Here is a 21,629-nt window from a genome sequence, read left to right as displayed (position 1 = left end):
TGCGACGGCCGCCGGTCCACCCGACCGGCGCCGGCCCGGGACGTCGACCGACGGCCCGACCGCGACGCCCGGTGGAGGAGGCACACCCATGCAGGAGCCCGTGCCCGGAGCGCGCGACGTGTCGGCCGCCGACCGGTCCGACGACCTGGTCGAGGAACCGACGGGCGGTGCGGCCGCCACCCCGGCGGGCCGTACCCCGCGGCGCGGCGGGGCCACGCCCCGGGAGCGCGCCGCGGCGGACGGCGGAGCGGCGGCGCGGTCCCTCACCGACGACGTGGCGCGCACGGCCGCCGCACGACGGCTCCTGCGTGCGGAGGCGTCGGGGGGCGGCACGCTGCAGGCGCTCGTCGAGCTCGCCGGGCAGCTGCTGGGCACGCCGTCGGCGGAGCTGTCGCTGCTCACCGACGAGCGCGTCGTCGTCGGGGGCGTCGACCCGCTGCCCGGGCCGGTCGGCACCCGCACGAGCCTCGTGGACTCCCTCTGCGCCCGGGTCGGCGCCGCGGGCGAGCGCGTCGTCGTGGACGACGCCGCCGGCGACCCACGGCTCGCGGGCTCCGCCGCCGTCGCGGGCGGGCGCCTCGGGGCCTACCTGGGCGTGCCCCTGCGCGGCGACGACCGCCGCGTCGTCGGGGCGATGTGCGTCCACCAGCCGCACGCCCGCCGCTGGACGCCGCAGGACGTCGCGACGCTCGAGCACCTCGCCGCCGCGGCGGCCGCGCAGCTCGAGGTCCACGCGCTCGACCGCGAGTACGCGCGCGTGGACCGTCTCGCGCTGCTCGACGCGGCCGCGCAGGCCGCGGGCCTGGGCACGTTCCAGTGGGACCTCGCGACGGGTGCGCTGCACTGGGACGCGTCGCTGCTCGAGGTGTTCGCCTACGACGCGGACTCGTTCGGCGGCACGATCGACGCCTTCCGCGCGCGTGTGCACCGCGAGGACCGCGCGCACGTGACGGCCGCGCTGGACGCGGCGATCGCCACGTGCGGGGTGTACGAGGCGGAGTTCCGCGTCGTGCGGCCGGACGGCTCCACGCGCTGGCTCAGCGCCCGCGGGCGCGCCCTCGCCGGCGCGGCGGGGACTGCGGAGCAGGTCATCGGGGTCGCCACCGACACGACCGCGCTGCGCACGGGCGAGGAGCGGGTGGGGCGCGTCCTCGAGGACATGACGGTGGGGTACTACTGGCTCGACCCCGACTGGCGGATCGGCTACGTCAACGCCGAGGCCGAGCGGATCCTCGGCAGGACGCGGGAGCACCTGCTCGGCGGCGTCCTGTGGGACCTGTTCCCCGCGGCGGTGGGCACGGAGTTCGAGGAGGGCTACCGGACCGTGGCGCGGACCGGGGCGCCGGCCGTGTTCGACGCCTACTACCCGGCGCCGCTCGACGGGTGGTACGAGGTGCGCGCCGTGCCCGAGCACGGCGGCGTCGCGGCGTACTTCACCGACGTGACCGCGCGCCGGCATGCGCTCGACGCGGCGCAGGAGGCACGCGAGCGCTCCGAGCTGCTGGCCGCGGTCGCGGCGGGGCTGGTCGAGATCCTCGACCCGGTCGAGGCGTTGCGGGGCGTGCTCCCCCACCTCGTGCCGGCCGTCGCGGACTTCGCGGTGGCGAGCCTGCTGGACGAGGGGCACGCCGGCTGGCAGCAGCGCCTGCACGACGTCGCGGCGCTGCACGCCGACCCCGCGATGCAGCCGGTGCTCGAGGAGTACCGGGCGGTGCGCGTGCCCGCCCTGACCCGGTCGTCGATGGTCGCGCAGGTGCTCGCCGGGGGTGCGCAGGCGCTGCGCACCGGCCTGCCGAGCCCCGGCGACCTGGTCGAGGACGGGCCGGCGCACGAGCTGCTCACGGCGCTCGCGCCCGACGCGATGGTCGTCATGCCGCTGCGGGGCCGCGGCCGCACGCGCGGGCTGCTGACCCTCGGTCGCTCGGTCGGCCGCGGGGCCTTCACCGACGCCGACCTGACCGCGCTGCGCGACGTGATGGCGCAGATCGGCCTCGCCCTGGACAACGCCCACCTGCACGCGGCGCGCCGCGACCTGGCCGAGGAGCTGCAGCGCAGCCTGCTCACCGAGCTCCCGGAGCCCGACCACCTGCACCTCGTGGCCCGCTACGTCCCGGCAGCGACGGGCGCGCAGATCGGCGGCGACTGGTACGACGCCTTCGTCGTCCGCGACGGCAGCACGTGCCTGGTCATCGGCGACGTCACGGGCCACGACCTGCGCGCCGCCGTCGCCATGGCGCAGGTGCGCAACGTCCTGCGCGGGGGCGCGCACGCCGTCGTGAAGCCGCCCGCACACATCCTCGCGTCGCTGGACTGGGCGATCCACGACCTGGCCGTCGGCGCCCTCAGCACCGGCATCCTCGCGAAGGTCGAGCAGCCCGCCGACCTCGCCGAGCAGGGCTTCCGCCTGCTGCGCTGGTCCAACGCCGGTCACCTGCCGCCGCTGCTGCTGCACCCCGAGGGGCACGCCGAGCTGCTCGCCCGGCCCGCCGACATGCTCCTCGGACTGCGTCCCCACAACGACCGCCACGACCACACGGTCGTCGTGCGGCCCGGCTCGACGGTGCTGCTCTACACGGACGGGCTCGTCGAGCGCCGGGGCGAGCCGCTGACCGTCGGCCTCGAACGGCTGCGCACGGCGGCGGAGGCGCTCGCGGACCTCCCGCTCGAGGAGCTCTGCGACCGCCTGATCGCCGACCTCGCGTCGGGCAGCGACGACGACGTCGCGCTGCTCGCGGTGCGTGCCCACCCCGAGGACGAGCCTCGTCCGGCCGAGGCGGGACCGAGCCGCACGCCCGCCGACCTGGCCGCCGACGCGTCGCCGTTCCTCCCGGACGCGCCGGTGCCCGCGGTGGACCCGGTGGACCCGGTGGACCCTCAGCGGGGCGGCCCGACGCCGGCGGGGCGGTGACCCGATGGCGGACCGACGCGACGGCCACGACCACGACCTGCCCAGCAGCCGCCCGCCGCGCGGCCCGCACCGGCTGGGGCACTGGCAGGTGGACGACCTCGCCGGTCTGACCCGGCTGCGCCGGGCGGTGCACGCGGCCGTCGTCGCGCACGCGGGGCGGGGGCACACCCCCCCGCCCGCGGCGGACCTGGTCGCGCTCCTCGTCTCGGAGCTCACCACCAACGCGCTGCGGCACGGTCACGCGCCCGCGCTCGTCGACCTGAGCACCGACGGCGCGGCGATCGTCCTGGACGTCGCCGACCACGACACGGCCACCCGGCCCGTCGTGGCCGGGCCGCGGGCCCCCGGTGAGGGTGGGTTCGGCCTGCTGATCGCCCGCCGCGTCGCCGACGAGGTCGGCTGGTACCGGACGCGCACGACGAAGCACGTCTGGGCCGTGGTCGCGCAGCGCTGACGGCCGCGCCCGTCGCGGGTGCGCCGGTCCCACCCGTGCCCTGGCCGGGCGCACCCAGCGCACCACGCGCACCGTCTTCCGGCGGGTCGGGCGACCCACGGGGCGCCGGAGCGGGCGTCGTGCCCCCTGGTCTGCAAGGATCGGCGCGCGCACAGCGTCGCGCTGCACCACCTGATCGTCGAAGGAGACCAGATGACCACCACCCACGACGTCGCGCCCGATCGCTCCGGCGGGGAGGCCGAGCGCACGCGCCCGCGGCGGGACCGGCACGTCAGCGACTTCACCGAGCTGACGCGGATGGTCCAGGAGGCAGGCCTGATGCGCCGGCGCTACGCCTACTACTGGACGCGGTTCGTGGTGCTGACCCTGCTCCTCGTGGGCCTGATGACGGTGTTCGTGCTGCTGGGGCCGACGTGGTGGCAGCTGGTCGTCGCGGCGGCACTGGCCGTCGTGCTCGGGCAGGTCATGTTCCTCGGGCACGACGCCGCGCACCGGCAGATCTTCAAGTCCGGCAAGTGGAACGACTGGGCGAGCCTCGTCATGGCGAACCTGTACGCCGGCATGAGCTACGGGTGGTGGAACCACAAGCACAGCCGGCACCACGCCAAGCCGAACACGGTCGGCACCGACACCGACATCGAGCCCGGCGTCCTCGTCTTCACGACGGACAACCTGACGAAGACGCGCACGGGCGCCGCCGCGTGGTTCGCCAAGCGCCAGGGCTGGTTCTTCTTCCCCCTGCTGCTGCTCGAGGGCATCAACCTGCACGCCTCCGGCATCAAGACGATCTTCGGCCGCGCCCCGGTCAAGCGCCGCGGGGTCGAGATCGCGTTCGTGACGCTGCGCCTCGGCGGGTACCTCGCGCTCGTGTTCTGGGTGCTGCCCGTCGGCATGGCGTTCGCGTTCCTCGGCGTGCAGCTCGGGCTCTTCGGCGTCTACATGGGCGCGTCCTTCGCACCGAACCACAAGGGCATGCCGGTGGTCCCCGAGTCGATGAAGATCGACTTCCTGCGCCGGCAGGTCCTGCTGAGCCGCAACATCACGGGCGGCCGCTGGGTCGACGTGTTCATGGGCGGGCTCAACCACCAGGTCGAGCACCACCTGTTCCCGAGCATGCCGAGCCCCGCCCTGCGCGAGGTGCGCCCGATCGTCAAGCAGTTCTGCGCCGAGCGCGGCATCGCCTACACCGAGACGACGCTGACGCGCTCGTACGGGATCGTCGTGCGCTACCTGAACGAGGTCGGCCTCGCCGCGCGCGACCCCTTCCAGTGCCCGCTCGTCGCGGAGATGCGCGTCGCGCGCTGAGCGGCACGGGCTGAGCCCGTCGCAACCCGTGCCCGTGGCGGGCGCGTCCCCGGGACGCGCCCGCCACGCGCTCGTCCGGGCCCCGCACCCACGGCGCCGCAGCCCCGCCCGCCGCGCCGCCGGTGGGTGACGGGGCGTCGCGCTGCTCGGGCGGGACCTCCGCGCGCCCGGGATCCGCGCGGACCGTGACATAGTGGACCGCGGCTCGGGCAGCGGGCCGTCGCACGAGAGCGGGGGCACCGATGCCGGAGCCGCGTGTGACCTCGCGCGACGTCGCGCGGCGGGCGGGCGTCTCGCAGAGCACCGTCAGCTACGTCCTCAACGACACCCCGGGTCAGACCATCAGCGCGGCCACGCGTGCGCGCGTGCAGGAGGCGGCGGCCGCCCTCGCGTACACCCCGTCGGCCGCGGCGCGCGCCCTGCGGGCCGGTCGGACCGACACGGTGCTGGTCGTGCTCGCCGACATGCCGGTGAGCCCTGCGGCGGTCGCCATCATGGGCGTGCTCGGTGCGACCCTGCGGCCGTACGGCTACGCGGACGTGTACCAGCGGCGCGACGGCCGCGACCTGTCCCAGATGATCGCCTCGCTCACGCCCGTCGCCGTCGTCGACCTCGGGGCCTTCACCTTCGCCGAGGTCACCGCCGAGGCGGCGCGCGGCGTCCCCGTCGTGGGGGTCTCCCTCGACGGCGTCGACGGCCATCTCGTCCGCGTGCCGCAGCGGACGATCGGGCGGCTGCAGGCCGAGCACCTCGTCGCCCGCGGGCACACCCGCCTGGGCTACGCGGCGGCGGCCGACCCCCGCGCCACCGCGCTGGCGCGGGGACGTGCCGCCGGCGTGCACGAGGTGTGCGCCGAGCGCGGCCTCCCGGAGCCCGTCACGGTCGACGTGCCGTTGTACCCCGACGCCGCCGAGCGCGCGGTGCGCCGGCTGCGGGAGCGGCCCGACCCGGTCACCGGCGTGTGCGCGTACGACGACGAGGTCGCCCTCGCGGTGCTCGCCGGCCTGCGTGCCGCCGGGCTCAGCGCGCCGCGTGACCTCGCGGTCGTGGGCGTGGACGACGCACCGCTCGCGCGCCTGGCGGCACCGGCCCTCACGACGGTCGACGTGCAGACGGCCGACGTCGGCGCCAGCCTGGCACGGCACGTGCTCAACCGGGTGCAGCCGTCGCTCGGGCTGCCCGAGCCGGACGACGAGCCGTCGATCCACCTCGTCGTGCGCGCCAGCACCTGACCGCGGGCCCGGGCGCCGGGCCCCGGGCCTGACCCCGGCCCACGACAGGGGCGCGCACGGGTGCGACGCTGGACGGACGCACTCGCGAGCACCGAGGTGACGAGATGACGGCGACCCCACCCGACGACAGGGCAGCGTCGGACGGCGGCACGGTACCCGGGCGCACCGCGGCGCCGGCCCGGGAGGTCCCGCACCCGTGGGCCGACGACCCGGCCGCGGTCCTGCGTGCGCTGGCCGCCGGCCGCGGCGGGCTGCACGCGGACGAGGCGGCGCGCCGGCTGGAGCGGTACGGCCCGAACCGCCTGCCCACCGCGCCGCGGGAGCACGCGGTCGTGCGGTTCCTGCGGCACTTCGACGACGTCCTCATCTACATCCTGCTCGCCGCGGCCGTGCTCAAGGCGTTCCTCGGGGACTGGGTCGACTTCACCGTCATCCTCGTCGTGGCGGTCGCCAACGCGGTCGTCGGCCTCGTGCAGGAGGGGCAGGCGGAACGCGCGCTCGACGGGATCCGCACGATGCTGTCGCTCGAGGCGACGGCGCTACGGGACGGTGAGTGGTCCGCGGTGGAGGCCGACGAGCTGGTGCCGGGTGACGTCGTGCGGGTCCGCTCGGGCGACAAGGTGCCCGCCGACGCACGGCTCCTGGAGGCGACCGGTCTGCAGGTCGACGAGTCCGCGCTGACGGGCGAGTCCGTGCCGGCCGCGAAGGAGGTCGCCCCCGTGGGGGCCGACGCGGGCGTCGGCGACCGCGCGAGCATGCTGTTCTCGGGGACGATCGTGGCCGGGGGCACCGGGGTCGCCGTGGTCACCGCGACGGGAGCGGCCACCGAGATCGGCCGTATCCAGGCCCTCGTCGCCGAGGTCGACCACCTCGAGACGCCGCTCAAGCGCCAGCTGGCCCGGCTCGGGACGCTGCTGTCGCGCGGGATCCTGGTCATGGCGGCGGTCATGCTCGTCGTCGGGCGGGTGATCCACGCGTGGGACCCGCCCGAGCTGATCTCGGCGGCCATCGGCTTCGCGGTGGCCGCGGTGCCCGAGGGCCTCCCGGCTCTCGTCACCGTCACCCTGGCGCTCGGCGTGCAGCAGATGGCGCGCCGCAACGCGATCACCCGCCGGCTGCCGGCGGTCGAGGCGCTCGGCTCGGTCACCACCATCTGCTCCGACAAGACCGGCACCCTCACCCGCAACGAGATGACCGCGCGCACGGTCGTGACCGCGGACGGCACGTACGACGTCGAGGGCCTGGGCTACGAGCCGGTCGGGCGCCTCACCCTCGACGGCGCCGCGGCGTCGCTCGACACGCACGGCGACCTGCGCGCGCTGCTGGAGGCCGCGACGCTGTGCAACGACGCGCGCGTCTCGGTGGACGACGCCGGGCACTGGCGCGTGGTCGGGCAGCCCACCGAGGGCGCCCTGCGCACGCTCGCCCTCAAGGCCGGGGCGGACACCACCGGTGCGCAGCGCGTCGCCGCACTGCCGTTCGAGTCCGCCAACAAGCTCTCCGCGACGTTGGACCGGCTCCCCTCCGGAGAGCTGCGGGTCCACGTCGTCGGGGCGCCCGACCGCCTGCTCGAGCGCGCGAGCGCGCAGCGCGGCCCCGACGGTCGGCCCGCGCCCCTCGACGGCGCGCGGTGGGAGGCGGCCGTCAACGCCCTCGGTGCGCGTGGCCTGCGCGTGCTGGCGGCGGCGTACCGGCCCGCGGACGCGACGACGACGACGCTCGGGCTCGCGGACGTCGGCACGGGCCTCGTGCTGCTCGGCGTCGTCGGCATCCTCGACCCGCCGCGGCCCGAGGCGGTCGCGGCGATCGCCGAGTGCCACCGCGCGGGGATCGCGGTGAAGATGATCACGGGCGACCACGCCGGCACGGCGGTGGCGATCGCCCGCGAGCTCGGCATCGTCCCGCCCGGGCACGACGTGCAGGCGCTGACCGGTGCGGAGCTCGAGGTGATGAGCCAGGAGCAGCTCCGCACGCGCGTGCGCGACGTCGACGTCTACGCGCGCACGAGCCCGGAGCACAAGATCCGCATCGTCCGCGCCCTGCAGTCGCACGGCGAGGTCGTCGCGATGACCGGGGACGGCGTGAACGACGCCCCGGCGCTGACGCGCGCCGACGTCGGCATCGCGATGGGCATCAAGGGCACCGAGGCCACCAAGGAGGCGGCGGAGATCGTCCTCGCGGACGACAACTTCGCCACCATCGAGCGGGCCGTCGAGGAGGGGCGGCGCATCTACGACAACATCCGCAAGTCCGTCGTGTTCCTCCTGCCCACCAACGGCGCGCAGTCGCTCGTCATCCTCGTCGCCGTGCTGCTGGGGCTCGCGCTGCCGCTCACGCCCGTGCAGATCCTGTGGGTCAACCTGGTGACCGCGGTGACGCTCTCGCTGTCCCTCGCGTACGAGCCCGCCGAGCCCGGCGTGATGGACCGCCCGCCGCGCTCACCGCGCGAACCGGTGCTGTCGCGCGGGTCGCTCGTGCTGGTGGTGACGGCGTCCCTGTTCATCGGCGGCGTCACCCTCGGCGTCTACCTGGCGGAGCAGCGGCTGGGCGGCGGCGACGGCGTCGCGCGCACGAGCGCCGTCACCGCCCTCGTGCTCGGCCAGATCGCGTTCCTGCTGTCGTGCCGGTTCCTCACCCGCTCGAGCCTGACGCCGCGCGTGCTGGTCGGGAACCGCGCGGTCCTGCTGGCGGTCGGCGCGCTGCTCGTGCTGCAGCTCGTGTTCACGTACGCGCCGTTCATGCACACGTGGTTCGAGTCGGCGCCGATCGGGCTGCGCGACTGGGGGCTCGCCGCCGCGGGCGCGGTGGTCGTGCTGCTGCTCACCGAGGCGGTCAAGGCGATGGGGCGGCGCGCGCGACGCTGAGCCCGCGGCCACGGGCGCGGCCCGGGCCGCGGCGGGCACGCGCCCGCCGCGGCCTCCGGGGTCAGATGACGCCGAGGGCGACGATCGCGTCCGCCACGCGCAGGAAGCCCGCGATGTTCGCCCCGAGCACGTAGTTCCCGGGCGCGCCGTACTCCTCGGCGGTCGCCGCGCAGCGGTCGTGGATGCCGGTCATGATCTCGTCGAGGCGCCCCTCGGCGTACTCGAACGTCCACGAGTCCCGCGACGCGTTCTGCTGCATCTCGAGCGCCGAGGTCGCCACACCACCGGCGTTCGCCGCCTTGCCGGGGCCGAACAGCACCCCGGACTCCTGCAGGAGCGCGACCGCGCCCGGGTCGGTGGGCATGTTCGCGCCCTCGGCGACCGCGAGCACGCCGTTGCTGAGCAGGACCTTCGCGTCGTCGACCAGCAGCTCGTTCTGCGTCGCGCACGGCAGCGCCACGTCCACGGGCACGTCCCACACGCGGCCGTCGGTGACGAGCCGGGCCCCGGGACGGCGGGCCACGTAGTCGGCGGCGCGGCCCCGCTGCACCTCCTTGACGTCCTTGAGGAGCGCCAGGTCCACGCCCGCCTCGTCGACGACGTACCCGGACGAGTCGGAGAACGTGAGCACCGTCGCACCCAGCTGCTGCGCCTTCTCGATCGCGTGGATCGCCACGTTGCCGCCGCCCGACACCGAGACCCGCAGGCCGTCGAGCTCGCGGCCGCTCGTGCGGAGCATCTCCTGCGTGAACATGACGGTGCCGTAGCCGGTGGCCTCGGTGCGCACGAGGGAGCCGCCCCACGCCACGCCCTTGCCCGTGAGGACCCCGGACTCGTACCGGTTGGTGATGCGCTTGTACTGGCCGAACAGGTAGCCGATCTCCCGGCCGCCCACGCCGATGTCCCCCGCCGGCACGTCCGTGTGCTCGCCGAGGTGGCGGTACAGCTCGGTCATGAAGGACTGGCAGAACCGCATGACCTCGCCGTCGGACCGCCCGCGCGGGTCGAAGTCGGAGCCGCCCTTGCCGCCGCCGATCGGCATGCCCGTGAGCGCGTTCTTGAAGATCTGCTCGAACCCGAGGAACTTGACGATGCCCAGGTACACCGACGGGTGGAACCGCAGGCCGCCCTTGTACGGGCCGAGCGCGGAGTTGTACTCGACACGGAACCCGCGGTTGATCTGCACCCGGCCGGCGTCGTCGACCCACGGCACGCGGAAGATGATCTGCCGCTCCGGCTCGCAGAGCCGCTCGAGCACGGCCGCCTCGACGTACTGCGGGTGCTTGCGGACCACGGGGCCCAGCGTGTCGAACACCTCACGGACCGCCTGGTGGAATTCGGCCTCACCCGGGTTGCGGCGCAAGACCTGCTCGAACACCTGCTGCAACGACTGGTCCACACGTCCTCCATGCATCTCGGCGCCGCCTGCTCGCGGCTCGATGCGGCATTCCACCACGGCTGCGCCCGGAAACAGCAAAGCGCTCGGTCCGGCGGCACCGGTAGCCGTGCGGCGGTCCGTCACCACGTCCCGGCGGCCGACGCCCTGGCGCCGGAGTCCCGGATCGCGTCGGCGAGGTCGTCCACGAGGTCGAACGCGAACAGCACGGACACGGACTCGATCAGCAGCGTCATGGCGACGGGGTTGAACACGAACGTCTGCAGGACGTTGAACCCCGACGACGCGCCGAAGTTCAGCGCGCTCGTGGCGAGGCTGCCGGCCGCCGCGCCGGCGCCCTGCCCTGCGGCCTGCCCGACCGTCGCACCCGCGTTCCCCGCCTGGCCGGCGGCGCGCGCGCCCTCCGCCGCGGCGCGCTGGACCTCCGCGCTCGTCGGCAGGCGCGGGTCGATGTTGCCGGTGCCGAACCAGCCCTGCGCGAACCCGTAGCTCGCGACGCCGAAGACGATCCCGGTGGCCAGTCCCGCCAGCGCCGACTGCCACGTCCGCTCCCACACGTCGCCCAGCGAGCCCTGCCCGCCGGCCCAGCCCGCGGCGAAGCCCGTGGCCGCGCCGAGCAGCATGCCGCTGACCGCTCCGGACAGCACGTGCGTGAGGAACGCCTTCGCCCCGAAGCTCGCGGCGAAGCCCGCGCCCGCCAGCGCGCCGCCCAGCGCGGCGGCGCCCGCGAGCGCCGCGCCGAGCAGGATGCCGAGCGCGACGTCGCCGCCCGCCTGCGCGGCGGCGATGCCCCCGACGGTGCCCCCGACGGCCATGGCGGCGAACACCCCGATCATCGCGCCGAGGCTGATGAGACCGGCCCCGAACGTCACGACGGTCAGCACGATCACCGCGACGACCGCCAGCGCCGCGAGGGCGACGTGCCACCACGCCCGGCCGGAGGGGTCGTGCACGGTGACCGGGTCGTCGGCCGCGTAGGCGTACCGGTTCGTCCCGACCGGGTGCCACAGGTCGGACGCGACGGTGTCGGGCACGAGGTACCGGCCGAGCACGGGGTCGTAGGGGCGGCGTGGCGACAGGTAGAGGCCGACCTCGTCGAGGAGGTCGTACCCGTCGTAGGTGGCGCGGGGCCGGTCCCCGGGCAGGCTGGACAGCAGCCGTCCGTACGGGTCGTAGCGCAGCCGCTGGACGACCGCGCCCGCGCCGGTGGTCACGAGCACGACCGAGCCGCGGTGGTCGGTGTGCCAGCGGGCGACGGGACCGCCCGGCACGAGCTGGCCGGTGGGGCCGGTCCCGTCGGTCACCAGCAGGACGAGGTGTCCGTCGTGGAGCTCGACGAGGTCGTCGAGGTGCACGATGCGGCGCGTGGTCGCACCGGTGGTCACCTCGCGCACGGCGGGCTCCTCGAACGCGCCGTGCGTCACCGTGGTGGTGACCGCACCCGGGCCCGCCCCCGTCACCGACGTGAGCCGGTCGCGGGCGTCGTAGGTGAACGCGCCCGCCGGCCCGGTGGTCTGGCGGCCGGCCGCGTCGTACCCGTAGGTGTGCGGCCCGGCCGAGGTGACGGCCGTCGGGGCCGCGCCGGCACCGCCGTACGCGAACGCTCCGACGTCGGAGCGGTGCAGCACGTCGCCCGTCGGCCCGTACGCGAGCTCGAGGACGGCGCCGGCGCCCGGCGCGGCACGGACCAGGCGCCCGAGGGCGTCGTGCTCGTAGGCCCAGGTGTCGGCGGGGTCGAGGCCGGTGACACCGGCGACCCGGCCGGTCAGGTCCCGCACGAGGTCCTCCTGCAGGAGGACCGTGCCGCCCGCGTCGAGCGTGCGGGACGTGGCGAGCCGGAGCATGGCGTCGTACGTGCGCTCCGTGCGGACGCCGCCCGTGAAGCGGGTGACGACGGGGTTGCCGGCGGCGTCGCGGTCGACGGCGTCCACCACGCCGGAGACCGCCGTGAGCATGCCCCGGGCGTCGTAGCGGTAGGTCAGCACCGGCCCCGGTACGTCCCCGGCACCGGGGTACGTGATCGAGGCGACGCGCCCCAGCCGGTCCGTGCGCCGGCGCAGCGTGTACGCCGTGCCGTCGGGCAGCACGACGCGGCGCTGCTCGACCTCGCCGCGCACGTCGTAGTCGAACGTCACCGTGCCCCGCGCGTCGGTGACGGAGGCGAGCCGCCCGACGCGGCGCCCGGGGGCGGCGTCGCCGGGGACGTCGACGCGGTCGAGGTACCGGTGGTCGACGTCGGCGCCGCCGTCCTGCGTCGCGCGCACGAGGCGGTTGAGGACGTCGAACTCCTGCCGTGCCCGCTGCCCCGCCGCGTTGCGGCGCTCGACGACGTTGCCGGCGGCGTCGTGGACCAGGACGACCGGGCCGGTGGACGGGTCGTCGACGCGGACGCGCCGGCCGAGCAGGTCGTACGTCACGGTGGTCGTGCGGCCGAGGGCGTCCGTCACGGCGACCGGCTGGTCGCGCAGGTCGTACCGGTACGTCGTGACGACCTCCGTCCCGTCGAGGCGGTGCACGACGCGCGCCACGCGGCCGGCACCGTCGAGGTGGAAGCTCGTCGGCGTGCCCTCGTGCGGCGACCCCGCGCGCGTGTCCTCCTCGTCCCACAGGTCGGAACGGCCGGGTGCGTGCACGCCGCGCCGCACGCCACCGCCGGGCAGGTCGACGCGGACCGGCCGGCCGAGCGCGTCGAACCGGGTGGCCAGGTGCGGAGCGCCCGGCGCGGGGGGCTCCGGGTCCGGCGCCGCGGGGGCCCGGTACGGCAGGTACGAGCGGGCGGTCAGCCCCCGGGCGTTGCGCCGCTGCGCCTCGGTGACGACCCACGTGCCGTCGCCGTCCCGGCGTGCGACCCCCGTCTCCTCCCCGTCGGCGTCGAGGAGCCGGCGGGTGGTCACGGGCGCCGTCCGGTCGGCCGAGGCGTGCTCGCGCACCTCCACCTGCGGGCCGGCGGGCCCGAGCAGGTAGGTGTGCACGACGGTCGGCTCGGTGTCGCCGTCACCGGGGCGGTGCTCGGCGACGAGGCGGCCCAGCGCGTCGTAGGTGTTGCGGCGCACGCCGCCGTTGCCGTCGGTGAGGGAGGCCAGCCGCAGGGCGCGCCGGTCGACCGTGGCCTCGACGGTGTTGCCGCGCGCGTCGGTGCGCCGCGCGGGGAACAGGTGCTCCGCGTCGAGCTCGAGGGTCACGGGCGCGCCTCGCGGGTCCCGGGCGACGAGCCGCCCGGGCACGGTGCGGTCGTAGCGCACCGCGTGCACCCACCAGCCGTCCTCCCCGGCGCGGCGATGGTGGCCGAGGGCGGCGAGGTCGGGCACGTCGGCGCCGTAGACGGCGGCGACCTGGTCGTCGCGCAGCACGAGGCGCTCCTCGTGCGTGAGCAGCCCGGCGCCGACCTCCCCCACGGGCAGCCCTTCGGACGCCGGGCCGTCGTAGCGCAGCACGCGGTCGTCGACGACCGCGCCCGAGCCGTCGGTCTGCCGCACCCGGGCCGCCTTGTCCAGGACGCGGCCGGTCGGGTCGAGCGCGTACGCGGTGACCGTCCGGACCTCCTGCGCGGAGGCGGGGTCGGCCGCGAGCACGGTCCGCTGCACCTGCTCGGTGACGTTCCCGGTGGCGTCCCACGCCAGCGTCGTGGTGACGGTGCTGCGCCACGCGGTCCCGCCGCCGTCGAGGTGGTCCTCGCGTCGCTCGACGAGCCGCGGCGTGGCGGCCGCCGCGCCGCCGAGGTCCTCCACGTGCGCGCGCCAGTCCTGCCGGACCTCGAACAGGGGGGCGTCCACGTCGGGGTCGGCGTCGGCCCGGTAGCCGGCGGACCGCACGACGCGGCCCCGGAGCACCTGCGCGGCGACCCGCTCGGCGTCCGTCGCCGGCCGGTCGGTGCGCTCGGGCGTGCGGCCGAGGTGGAACTCGGTGCGCCGCAGGAGCCCCTCGACGGTCTCGTCGCCGGCCTCCACCTCGTCCACGACGGCGAACCCGAGGAACCGGCGCAGCGCGGGGTCCCAGTGGCCGTCGTGGTACCGGTACGTGCTGACGCGCGGGGCGCCCGCGGGCTCGGTGCGCTCGACCGCCGTGACGACGGGCACCGCGAACGGCAGGGACGTGGACCACGGGCGTCCCGCGTCCGCGTCGTGCCGCGACTGCGCCGTCGACGTGCCGTACCGGATCGTCGTGACGTGGCCGAGGCCGTCGTCGACCCGGTCCAGCAGGTACGGCTTCGCCTCGAGGTCCAGCTGGTAGGCCGCCGGCCGCGACCCGTGCCGCGTGAGCAGGAGCAGCCCGACGCACCCCGTGCCCCGCAGGTCCACCGGCTCGATGCGCTCGACCGTCACCCCGGGCACGGGCGCGACGACCACCTCGGCCTCGAACGCCGTGCCGCCGCGGTTGGACCACACGTGCACCCCGTCCGTGCCGACGTGGACGAGGTCGGCGCACCCGTCGCCGTCGAGGTCCACGAGGAGCACGCGGTCCGGCCGGTAGCCGGCCGGCAGCACGGGCGCACCCGCCATGCTCACGGGAGCGCCCCACCGGCCGTGACCCAGGTTCGGCCACCACCGGACGCTGCCGTTGCGCACCTCGACGAGGTCGACGAGCCCGTCGCCGCCCATGGGCGCGACGCGCACGTCGGGCGAGCGCAGGTCGAGCCCGGCGAGCGGGTCGCCGTCCGCGACGACGCGCCGCCGCACCTCGTCCCACGCGTCGGCGGCGCCGGACGTCACGGTCGTGAGGATGCCGTCGGCGAGCGCCAGCAGGTCCGTGGCCCCGTCCCCGTCGAGGTCGAGCAGGCGCACGTCGGCGTCCCACGGCACCGCCGTCGGCGCGTACCGGTCGACGACCGGCCGGCCGACCACGCCGCGGTCGACGGGGTAGCGGTGGCGCAGCCCGGCGCCGACGGTGACGAGGTCGACGCGACCGCGCCCCGTGAGGTCCGCGACGAAGGTCGCCGCACCCGCCGGGGCACCGGGCAGCCCCGCGCGGCCCAGCGGGCGCGGGGGGTCGAAGGCGAGCCCGCCGCGGTTCGCCGCGACCGCCGGCACGGCGCCGAGCAGGACCGCGTCGGGCAGGCCGTCGCCCGTGAGGTCCGCGAGGGTGCCGCCCGGCTGGGCGAGCACCCCGGCGAGCCCCGACCCGGTGGCGCGCAGGCCGAACCCGCCGCCGTCGGTGTACGTGAAGGCCAGGCGAGGGAACGCCTCGACGGTGCCGTCGGCACCGTGGCCGCTGAGGGTCACGCCGGCGAGCAGGCTGTGCCCGGTCGGGGCGCCCGCGACGTAGTCGAGCGTGTACCGGCGCAGCAGGGACGGCGCCTGCGCGGGTGCGTGCAGCTCGACGGCGACGCACCGCCGCGTCGTGACGCGCAGGAAGCCGGCGCGTCCGTCGAGCACCGGGTCGGGACGCTCCTCGTAGTGCAGCTCGAGCCGGTAGGCGGCCCACCGCACGTCCGTGAGCAGGCCGTCGGCCGCCCACGTGTAGGCGATCTCCTGGCCGGCGGGGCGCACGGACCGCTCGAGCAGCCAGGCGTGCACGCGCCCCGGGTCGGCCGGGTCCGCCACACGCGCGCCGGGCGTCGTGCCCAGCACGTGCCGCAGCCCCGAGCGGTCGGTCACGGTGAACCCGTCGCCGGTGCGCCGGACGCGCCAGCCGAGACCGTCCGTCTCGGGCACGAAGGCACCGGGGTCGCCGGGCACGGCGACGAGCGGGCCCGCGCCGGGCACCACGAGCACGTCGGTGCCGTCGTGGGCGGGCAGCCGGCCGTCGGTCGACACCTCGACGCGCGGGAGGCTCAGCGCCCACCCGAGCCCGAAGGGCCCCGCGCCGTGCGCCGTGCCGTACTGGAGCGTGAGCTGCGGGGTGTGCCCGTCGACCCCCTGCGGGAGGTCGAGCGGGACGGCGTACCCGCCGCCGCCGGTGTTGAGGTCCGGGGCGAAGCCGCCGCCGATGCCCCCGACGGCGCCGCCGCCGCGCGGCAGGGCGAGGACGTCCGGGCCGACGCCGCTCATGACGCGTCCCGTGCGGTGAAGTCGTACTCGACGAACAGCAGGACGTCGTGCACCGCGCCGCGGTCCGCGGCGTCGGCCGTGGTCGACAGGCCCCACTCGCCCAGCACGTCGGCGCCGGCCAGGACCGCGAGCGCCGGGTCGTCGGACGCGACGCGCCCGTCGCCGTCGGGCACGACGTCGGCCGTGGCCCCACCGGGTGCCGTGATCGTGAGCGGCACGCTCGGCAGCGGCCCCGCGCCGGGCAGCAGCTGCACCGCCACCGTCCGTACGACGGGGTCGAGGTGGTGGTGCGGCAGGTGCTCCGGACCGAACGTGAGCGTCGTGCTGCCCTGCGTCGTGAAGAGGTAGAACCGGTCGGGCCGGTCGTTCCGCAGGCTGGACGACGTGGTGGCGCGCAGCTGCTCGGCGGGCACGGGCAGGGCACGGACGGTCGCCTCGAGGGCGCGGTCGAACTGGGCCTCGAAGTGGAAGGTCACGCGCACGTCGACGAGGAAGCGGTAGTCGACGTCGTTGACGTGCGGCGGGTAGCGCAGCGTCCAGCCGGACGCCATCCCGACGCCCTCGAAGACGCCGAGCAGCTCCGGCCGCGGCCGGAAGACGACGGCGTCGTCGCGCGCGTAGGAGCTGAGCAGCATCGTGTCGACGTTCTGCAGCCGCCACTTGGTCGACCCGTCGAGCGCCCGGTACTGCGAGACGCCGCTGTTCGTCAGCGTGCCGCGCAGCCCGTGGCTCGGCACGAGGCCCACGACCTCGACCTCGACGGCCTGGATGCGGTGGTTGTACGACCCCGGGTAGGAGCGCTCGAGGTCGGCGAGGAGCGTGTCGAACGCGACCGCACCGGTGCGCCGGAACCCCGCGAACGCGAACGGGTAGGACCCGGCGAGGGACACCTCGCGGCTGGCGCGCACGGTCTTGTGGGTCGTGCGCGTGATCCGGTCGTACGTGAAGTAGTCGATGTCGGCCAGGAGCTGGTCGGAGCCGAGCATGCCGTCGACGGCACCGGCGGAGTAGTCGGTGCGGACGCGGTCGACGGCCGCGTCGTAGTCGAACTCGTAGGCCCGCTCCATGAGGCGGGCGACCCGCGTCGCCCAGTAGAGGTAGCGCTGCGCCTGCGCGCGCATGAAGTCGGCGAGGGCCTTCCAGACCTCGGGGGTGAAGGCGCTCGCCTCGAACGCCGCGGCGAGCTCCTGCGCCTGCACGCGTCGCAGCGCCGCCGCCTGCGACTGCAGCGCGGCCGCCTGGGCCCGCGCCTGCGACAGGGCGACCTGGTCGCCGGCCTGCTGCTCCGCGATCGCCAGCTCGTCCGCGTTCTGCTGCATGCGCATGAGCTCGTGGTCGCGGCTGATCTCCCCCAGCCGGTGGCGGTCCGCCGCGATCACCTCGTGGATGTCGCGGCCGTCGCCCGGGATCGGGTTGTCGAGCTCCCACTCGTTCTGCGAGCTGTACCAGGCCATCTCCGTCTCGAGGGCGATCTGCTCGGCGGTCATCGTCGCGTACGACGACCGGGCGTCGACGGCGTGGTCGTGCCGGGTCTGCGCCAGGTCGCGCGCCGTCTGCGCCAGCTCGACCTCGGCCTGCGCGGCGTGGGCCTGCTGCGCCGCGACCGCGGCGTCCGCGGCCGCTCCGGCCGCAGCCTGCTGCGCCTGCAGCCGCGTGAGCCGCCCGCTGTCGTACCGCTCCATGAACTGGATGAGGTCGCGCTCGGCCGCCTGCGCCTGCTGGGCGAGGAAGCGCGAGGCGTTCTGCAGGTAGTCGAACGTGAACGGCGGCACGACGGACGCCGGCAGCCCGAACCAGTCGAGCCCGGCGGTCAGCTGGCGCACGCGGGCGGCGACGTCGAGCACGAGCGCGCCCGTGCCGGGGTCCAGGCCGTCGGGCAGCGCCGCGGGGTCGGCGAGCAGCGCCGCCACGAGGGTGCCGGTGCCCGCGAGGGCGGGGTGCGTCCTGAGCGGTGCGTCACCGGGTCCGCCGTCCGCGGCCACGACCCCGCCGTAGGCGGCCAGCGCGGCCGCGGGCTCGTCCTCCTTGTAGCGCGTGTCTCCCTCGTCGAGGTGCGTCCGGGCGATGCGGGCCCACAGCACGGGCCCCTCGAGGCGCGTGTTGAGGTAGGGGTAGTCGGCGGCCCGGTACAGCCAGGTGCGCGCGGTCGCCCACTCCCCCAGGCCGGCGTAGGCCTCGGCCAGCCCGACCGGGACGACATAGTAGTACAGGTGCGCCAGGTGCACGGACACGTCCACGACGGACAGCAGCGCGGCCCGCAGGTCGCGGTGGCTGGTGGCGGCGAGACGCGGGCGGTACGCGGCGTCGAGGAGGTCCTCGACGCGGGGCGCCTCCGCCGCCGACCACGAGAGCGGCGTGACCGTCGAGCCGCGCACGACGCCGGTCGTGTACGTGACGGCGCGCTCGGCCGCCTCGACGGCGCCGGCGAGGGGACGCGTGCTCCACACCGTGGGCGCGAGCGGGTCGCGCAGCACCACCGTCGCGCCCCGGCCGAGCAGGTCGCCGAGGTCGACGCTGCCGGGGGCCTCGTCGACGACGACCCCGGGCGCTCCGGTCACGCCGGCGAGCGCCTCGGCCAGGTCCGTGCGGGCGAGCACGGCCGTGGCGCCCTGGTCCGCCGTGGCGGTCGCCCGGAGCGGTCGCGCCCCGTCGACGACGACCCGTCGCGCGCCGGCCGCCGCGCCGCCGGCGCCGGTGCCCGTCACGACAGGTTCCGCCGTGCTCCCGTCGGCGAGCCGCAGCGCCCGCGTGCCGGTGCCCGAGCGTCCGAGCCGGTCGATGACGTCCACCGCCCGCCCGGCCGACCCGGCCGCCGCGCGGCTGCGGTCGTCGGCCTCCTGGAACGCCTTCTTCGCGGTCTCGACCTCGCCCGCGCCGGCGGCGACGACGGCGAGGTTGTGGCTCGCCTGTGCGGCGCCGAGCGCGTCGTCGGTCTGCCGGAACCCCTCCAGCGCGGCGGTGAGCAGACGCCCGGCCTCCTGCGCGTGCCCGGCCTGGACCGCTGCCGCGCCGGCGTCGAGCAGGAGCGTCGCCCGCGCGCCCGGGTCACCGTCGGCCGCGTCGGCGGCCGCGGAGAACCGCTTCATCGCCCCGGTGTAGTCGCCCGTGTCGAACGCGGCGCGGCCCAGCACGGCCTGCGTGGCGTACGCCGGGGCGTCCACGGGGCCGGTGCGTGGGAGGGCCGTCGCCGCTCCGGCGAACGCGCCGAGGTCGGCGCGGTCGAGGCCCGGGTCGACGACCGGCTGCTCGGGGTCGCCCGGCACGAGGTCGGCCATGAGGACGGCCGCCGCGGCGACCATGGCCGGCAGGTGCCGGACGTCGTGCGGCGCGGCGAAGTGGTCGCTGACGCCGGCGAGGGGTGTCGGGCCGCCCGCGTGCAGCAGCCGGAAGATGCGGGTGCGCACGGCGTGGTAGACCTGCGCCGCCCCGGCGTGGTCGCCGGCGAGCACCAGCGCGTGCGCCCGCTCCACCTCGGCGCGCACGTCCGGCAGCACGCGGGTGCGCGGCGACCGCGCCGCGAGCGTCGTCTCCGCCGTCAGGGCGGTCACGGCCGGGTGGGCGGAGTACAGCAGGACGGCGCTCGATGTGCTCATGGCAGGACCCCCCTCGTGGGCACCTGCCGGACGGCAGGTACGAGGAGGAGCCGTGCTCGCGGGGGCCTGATACGGCCGGGCCGGCCGCGCCGGGGTGAACCGCCGGTGCGGGGCCGTGCGCCGCGCGGTGGCGCGCCGGGTGCTGACGGACGACGGGTGCGGACGGACGGCCGGCGCGGACGGACGACGGGCGCGGCACCCGGAGGTGCCGCGCCCGTCGTGCGGTGCTGTGCTGCGTCCTCAGACCGTCAGGAGGCCGAGCACGAGACGGTCGGCCACGTCCAGTTGCCGCCGTGCATGACCGTGAAGCCGAACGTCGCCGTCTGGCCGGCCGCCAGGGCGCCGCTGCCGCTCGGCCGCATCGTCATGACGTTGCCGGCGGCGTTCCACGTCGGCGTCCCGCTCCACGTCGCGCTGATGCGCTGCGGGGAGCGCACGGTCACGGTGGAGGCCCAGCCGCTGATGTTCGTGGTGGCGCGGATGGTCACCGTGCCGTTGAACCGGTCGCCCCACTTCTGGCCCTCGGAGTAGGTCGCCGTGCAGCTCGGGGTGCCGGTCGGCGGCGGGGTCGTCGGGTTCGGCACCGGCGTGGTCGGGTTCGGGACCGGCGTCGTCGGGTTCGGCGCCGGGGTCGTCGGGTTCGGCGCCGGGGTCGTCGGGTTCGGGACCGGCGTGCCGCCCGCGTTCAGCGCGTTGAGCACGCTGGTGTAGGCGGCCTTCTTGTTGCCGGAGCCGTCGAAGAGCAGCGGCGTGCCGGAGGCGCGCCACGAGTCGGTGTCCCGCACGCCCCACACGGTGATGCCGGTGCAGCGGGCGACGGACAGGCACGCCTGGACGACGCCCTGGTACTGCTGCGCCTGCGAGCTGCCCGAGCCCTCGATGTCCAGCTCGGTGATCTGCACGTCGACGCCGAGCGCGGCGAAGTTGCGCAGGGTCGTGTCGTAGTTCGACGGCACGGGGTTGCCCGAGTTGAAGTGGGCCTGGAAGCCGACGCAGTCGATCGGGACGCCGCGCGACTTGAAGTCACGCACCATGTTGTAGACGGCCTGCGTCTTGGCGTGCGCCCAGTTGTCGGTGTTGTAGTCGTTGTAGCAGAGCCGGGCGTTCGGGTCGGCGGCCCGCGCGGCGCGGAAGGCCGCCTCGATCCAGTCGTTGCCCGTGCGCTGCAGGTTGGAGTCGCGGCGCGCGCCCGACGAGCCGTCGGCGAACGCCTCGTTGACGACGTCCCAGCTGTGGATCTTCCCGCGGTAGTAGGTCGCGACCTGCGTGACGTGGTTGAGCATCGCGTTGCGCAGCGCCGTGCCGGACATGTTCTGCATCCAGCCCGGCTGCTGCGAGTGCCACGCGAGCGCGTGCCCGCGCACCTGCTTGCCGTTCTGGCGCGCCCAGTTCACGATGCGGTCGCCGTTGGTGTAGTTGAACTGGTTCTGGGACGGCTCGAGCGCGTCCATCTTCATCTCGTTCTCGGCCGTGATCATGTTGAACTCTCGGTTCGCGATGGTCGTGTAGGTCGAGTCGTTGAGCCGGCTCGCGGCGATCGCGGTGCCGAAGTAGCGGCCGCTCTCCGCGGCCGCCGCCTGCAGGGTGCTGCCGGCTGCGGCGGCCGGAACGGCCAGCGTCACGGCCAGCGTGGCGACGGCGAGGCCGCTCACCGCGGCGGCGAGGGGGCCGCGTGCGTGCCTCTGTCGTGGGGTCCTCATTGATCCCTCCTCAGGGGTCCAGGTGTCGGCTGACGCCGGCGCATCACCCTCCGCCGGTCCCCGATGCCCGGTCAACAGCCGGACGGTGGTCAGATAGTTTCGGGACGCGTTACGAACCGTTTCATCACTCTTCCGGGTGACTTCTACCGGTGTAGATGGCCGGTCTGGGCCGCTTTCGGCCAGATTGCGC

9 protein-coding genes are annotated in these 21,629 nt (G+C 75.9%); 5 read left to right on the top strand and 4 right to left on the bottom strand.

Annotation, left to right across the window (positions count from 1 at the left end; translation table 11 throughout):
* The first annotated feature begins 88 nt into the window (after positions 1-88).
* The 5 genes from E5225_RS08315 to E5225_RS08295 all read left to right on the top strand — a co-directional run bounded on the left by E5225_RS08315 (position 89) and on the right by E5225_RS08295 (position 8,763).
* The gene (locus E5225_RS08315; protein WP_135971836.1) at positions 89-2,908 is read left to right on the top strand and encodes a SpoIIE family protein phosphatase; all 2,820 of its coding nucleotides are present in this window, start codon (positions 89-91) and stop codon (positions 2,906-2,908) included.
* A 4-nt stretch (positions 2,909-2,912) separates the two neighbouring features.
* Entirely contained in the window at positions 2,913-3,362 is a 450-nt protein-coding gene (locus E5225_RS08310; protein WP_135971835.1) for an ATP-binding protein, read from the top strand.
* Between the two features lie 192 nt (positions 3,363-3,554).
* Entirely contained in the window at positions 3,555-4,667 is a 1,113-nt protein-coding gene (locus tag E5225_RS08305; protein ID WP_135971834.1) for a fatty acid desaturase family protein, read from the top strand.
* A gap of 257 nt (positions 4,668-4,924) precedes the next feature.
* On the top strand, positions 4,925-5,899 hold the full coding sequence (locus E5225_RS08300) for a LacI family DNA-binding transcriptional regulator (RefSeq protein WP_243738010.1): 975 nt from the start codon (positions 4,925-4,927) through the stop codon (positions 5,897-5,899).
* A gap of 104 nt (positions 5,900-6,003) precedes the next feature.
* Positions 6,004-8,763: a cation-translocating P-type ATPase gene (locus tag E5225_RS08295; protein WP_135971832.1), complete on the top strand. Its 2,760-nt coding sequence runs from the start codon at positions 6,004-6,006 to the stop codon at positions 8,761-8,763.
* Positions 8,764-8,824: 61 nt separating this feature from the next.
* Here the strand turns inward: E5225_RS08295 and gdhA are convergent, their stop codons facing one another.
* The 4 genes from gdhA to E5225_RS08275 form a co-directional block, all read right to left on the bottom strand.
* Positions 8,825-10,177, bottom strand: coding sequence for an NADP-specific glutamate dehydrogenase (gene gdhA, locus E5225_RS08290; RefSeq protein WP_424945110.1), 1,353 nt, complete (start codon positions 10,175-10,177; stop codon positions 8,825-8,827).
* A gap of 104 nt (positions 10,178-10,281) precedes the next feature.
* Positions 10,282-16,146, bottom strand: coding sequence for a toxin TcdB middle/N-terminal domain-containing protein (locus E5225_RS08285; protein WP_135971830.1), 5,865 nt, complete (start codon positions 16,144-16,146; stop codon positions 10,282-10,284).
* The gene (locus tag E5225_RS08280) at positions 16,143-19,739 is read right to left on the bottom strand and encodes a Tc toxin subunit A-related protein (RefSeq protein WP_135971829.1); all 3,597 of its coding nucleotides are present in this window, start codon (positions 19,737-19,739) and stop codon (positions 16,143-16,145) included. Before E5225_RS08280 ends, E5225_RS08285 begins: the two co-directional genes overlap by 4 nt.
* Positions 19,740-19,987: 248 nt before the next feature.
* Positions 19,988-21,439, bottom strand: a complete 1,452-nt coding sequence (locus tag E5225_RS08275; protein WP_135971828.1) for a glycoside hydrolase family 10 protein — start codon at positions 21,437-21,439, stop codon at positions 19,988-19,990.
* Positions 21,440-21,629: the final 190 nt, after the last annotated feature.

This window comes from Cellulomonas shaoxiangyii (assembly GCF_004798685.1).
Classification (GTDB): Bacteria; Actinomycetota; Actinomycetes; order Actinomycetales; family Cellulomonadaceae; genus Cellulomonas; species Cellulomonas shaoxiangyii.
Note: the sequence above shows the minus strand (reverse complement) of the source record. Positions and strands in the feature narration are given on the sequence as shown.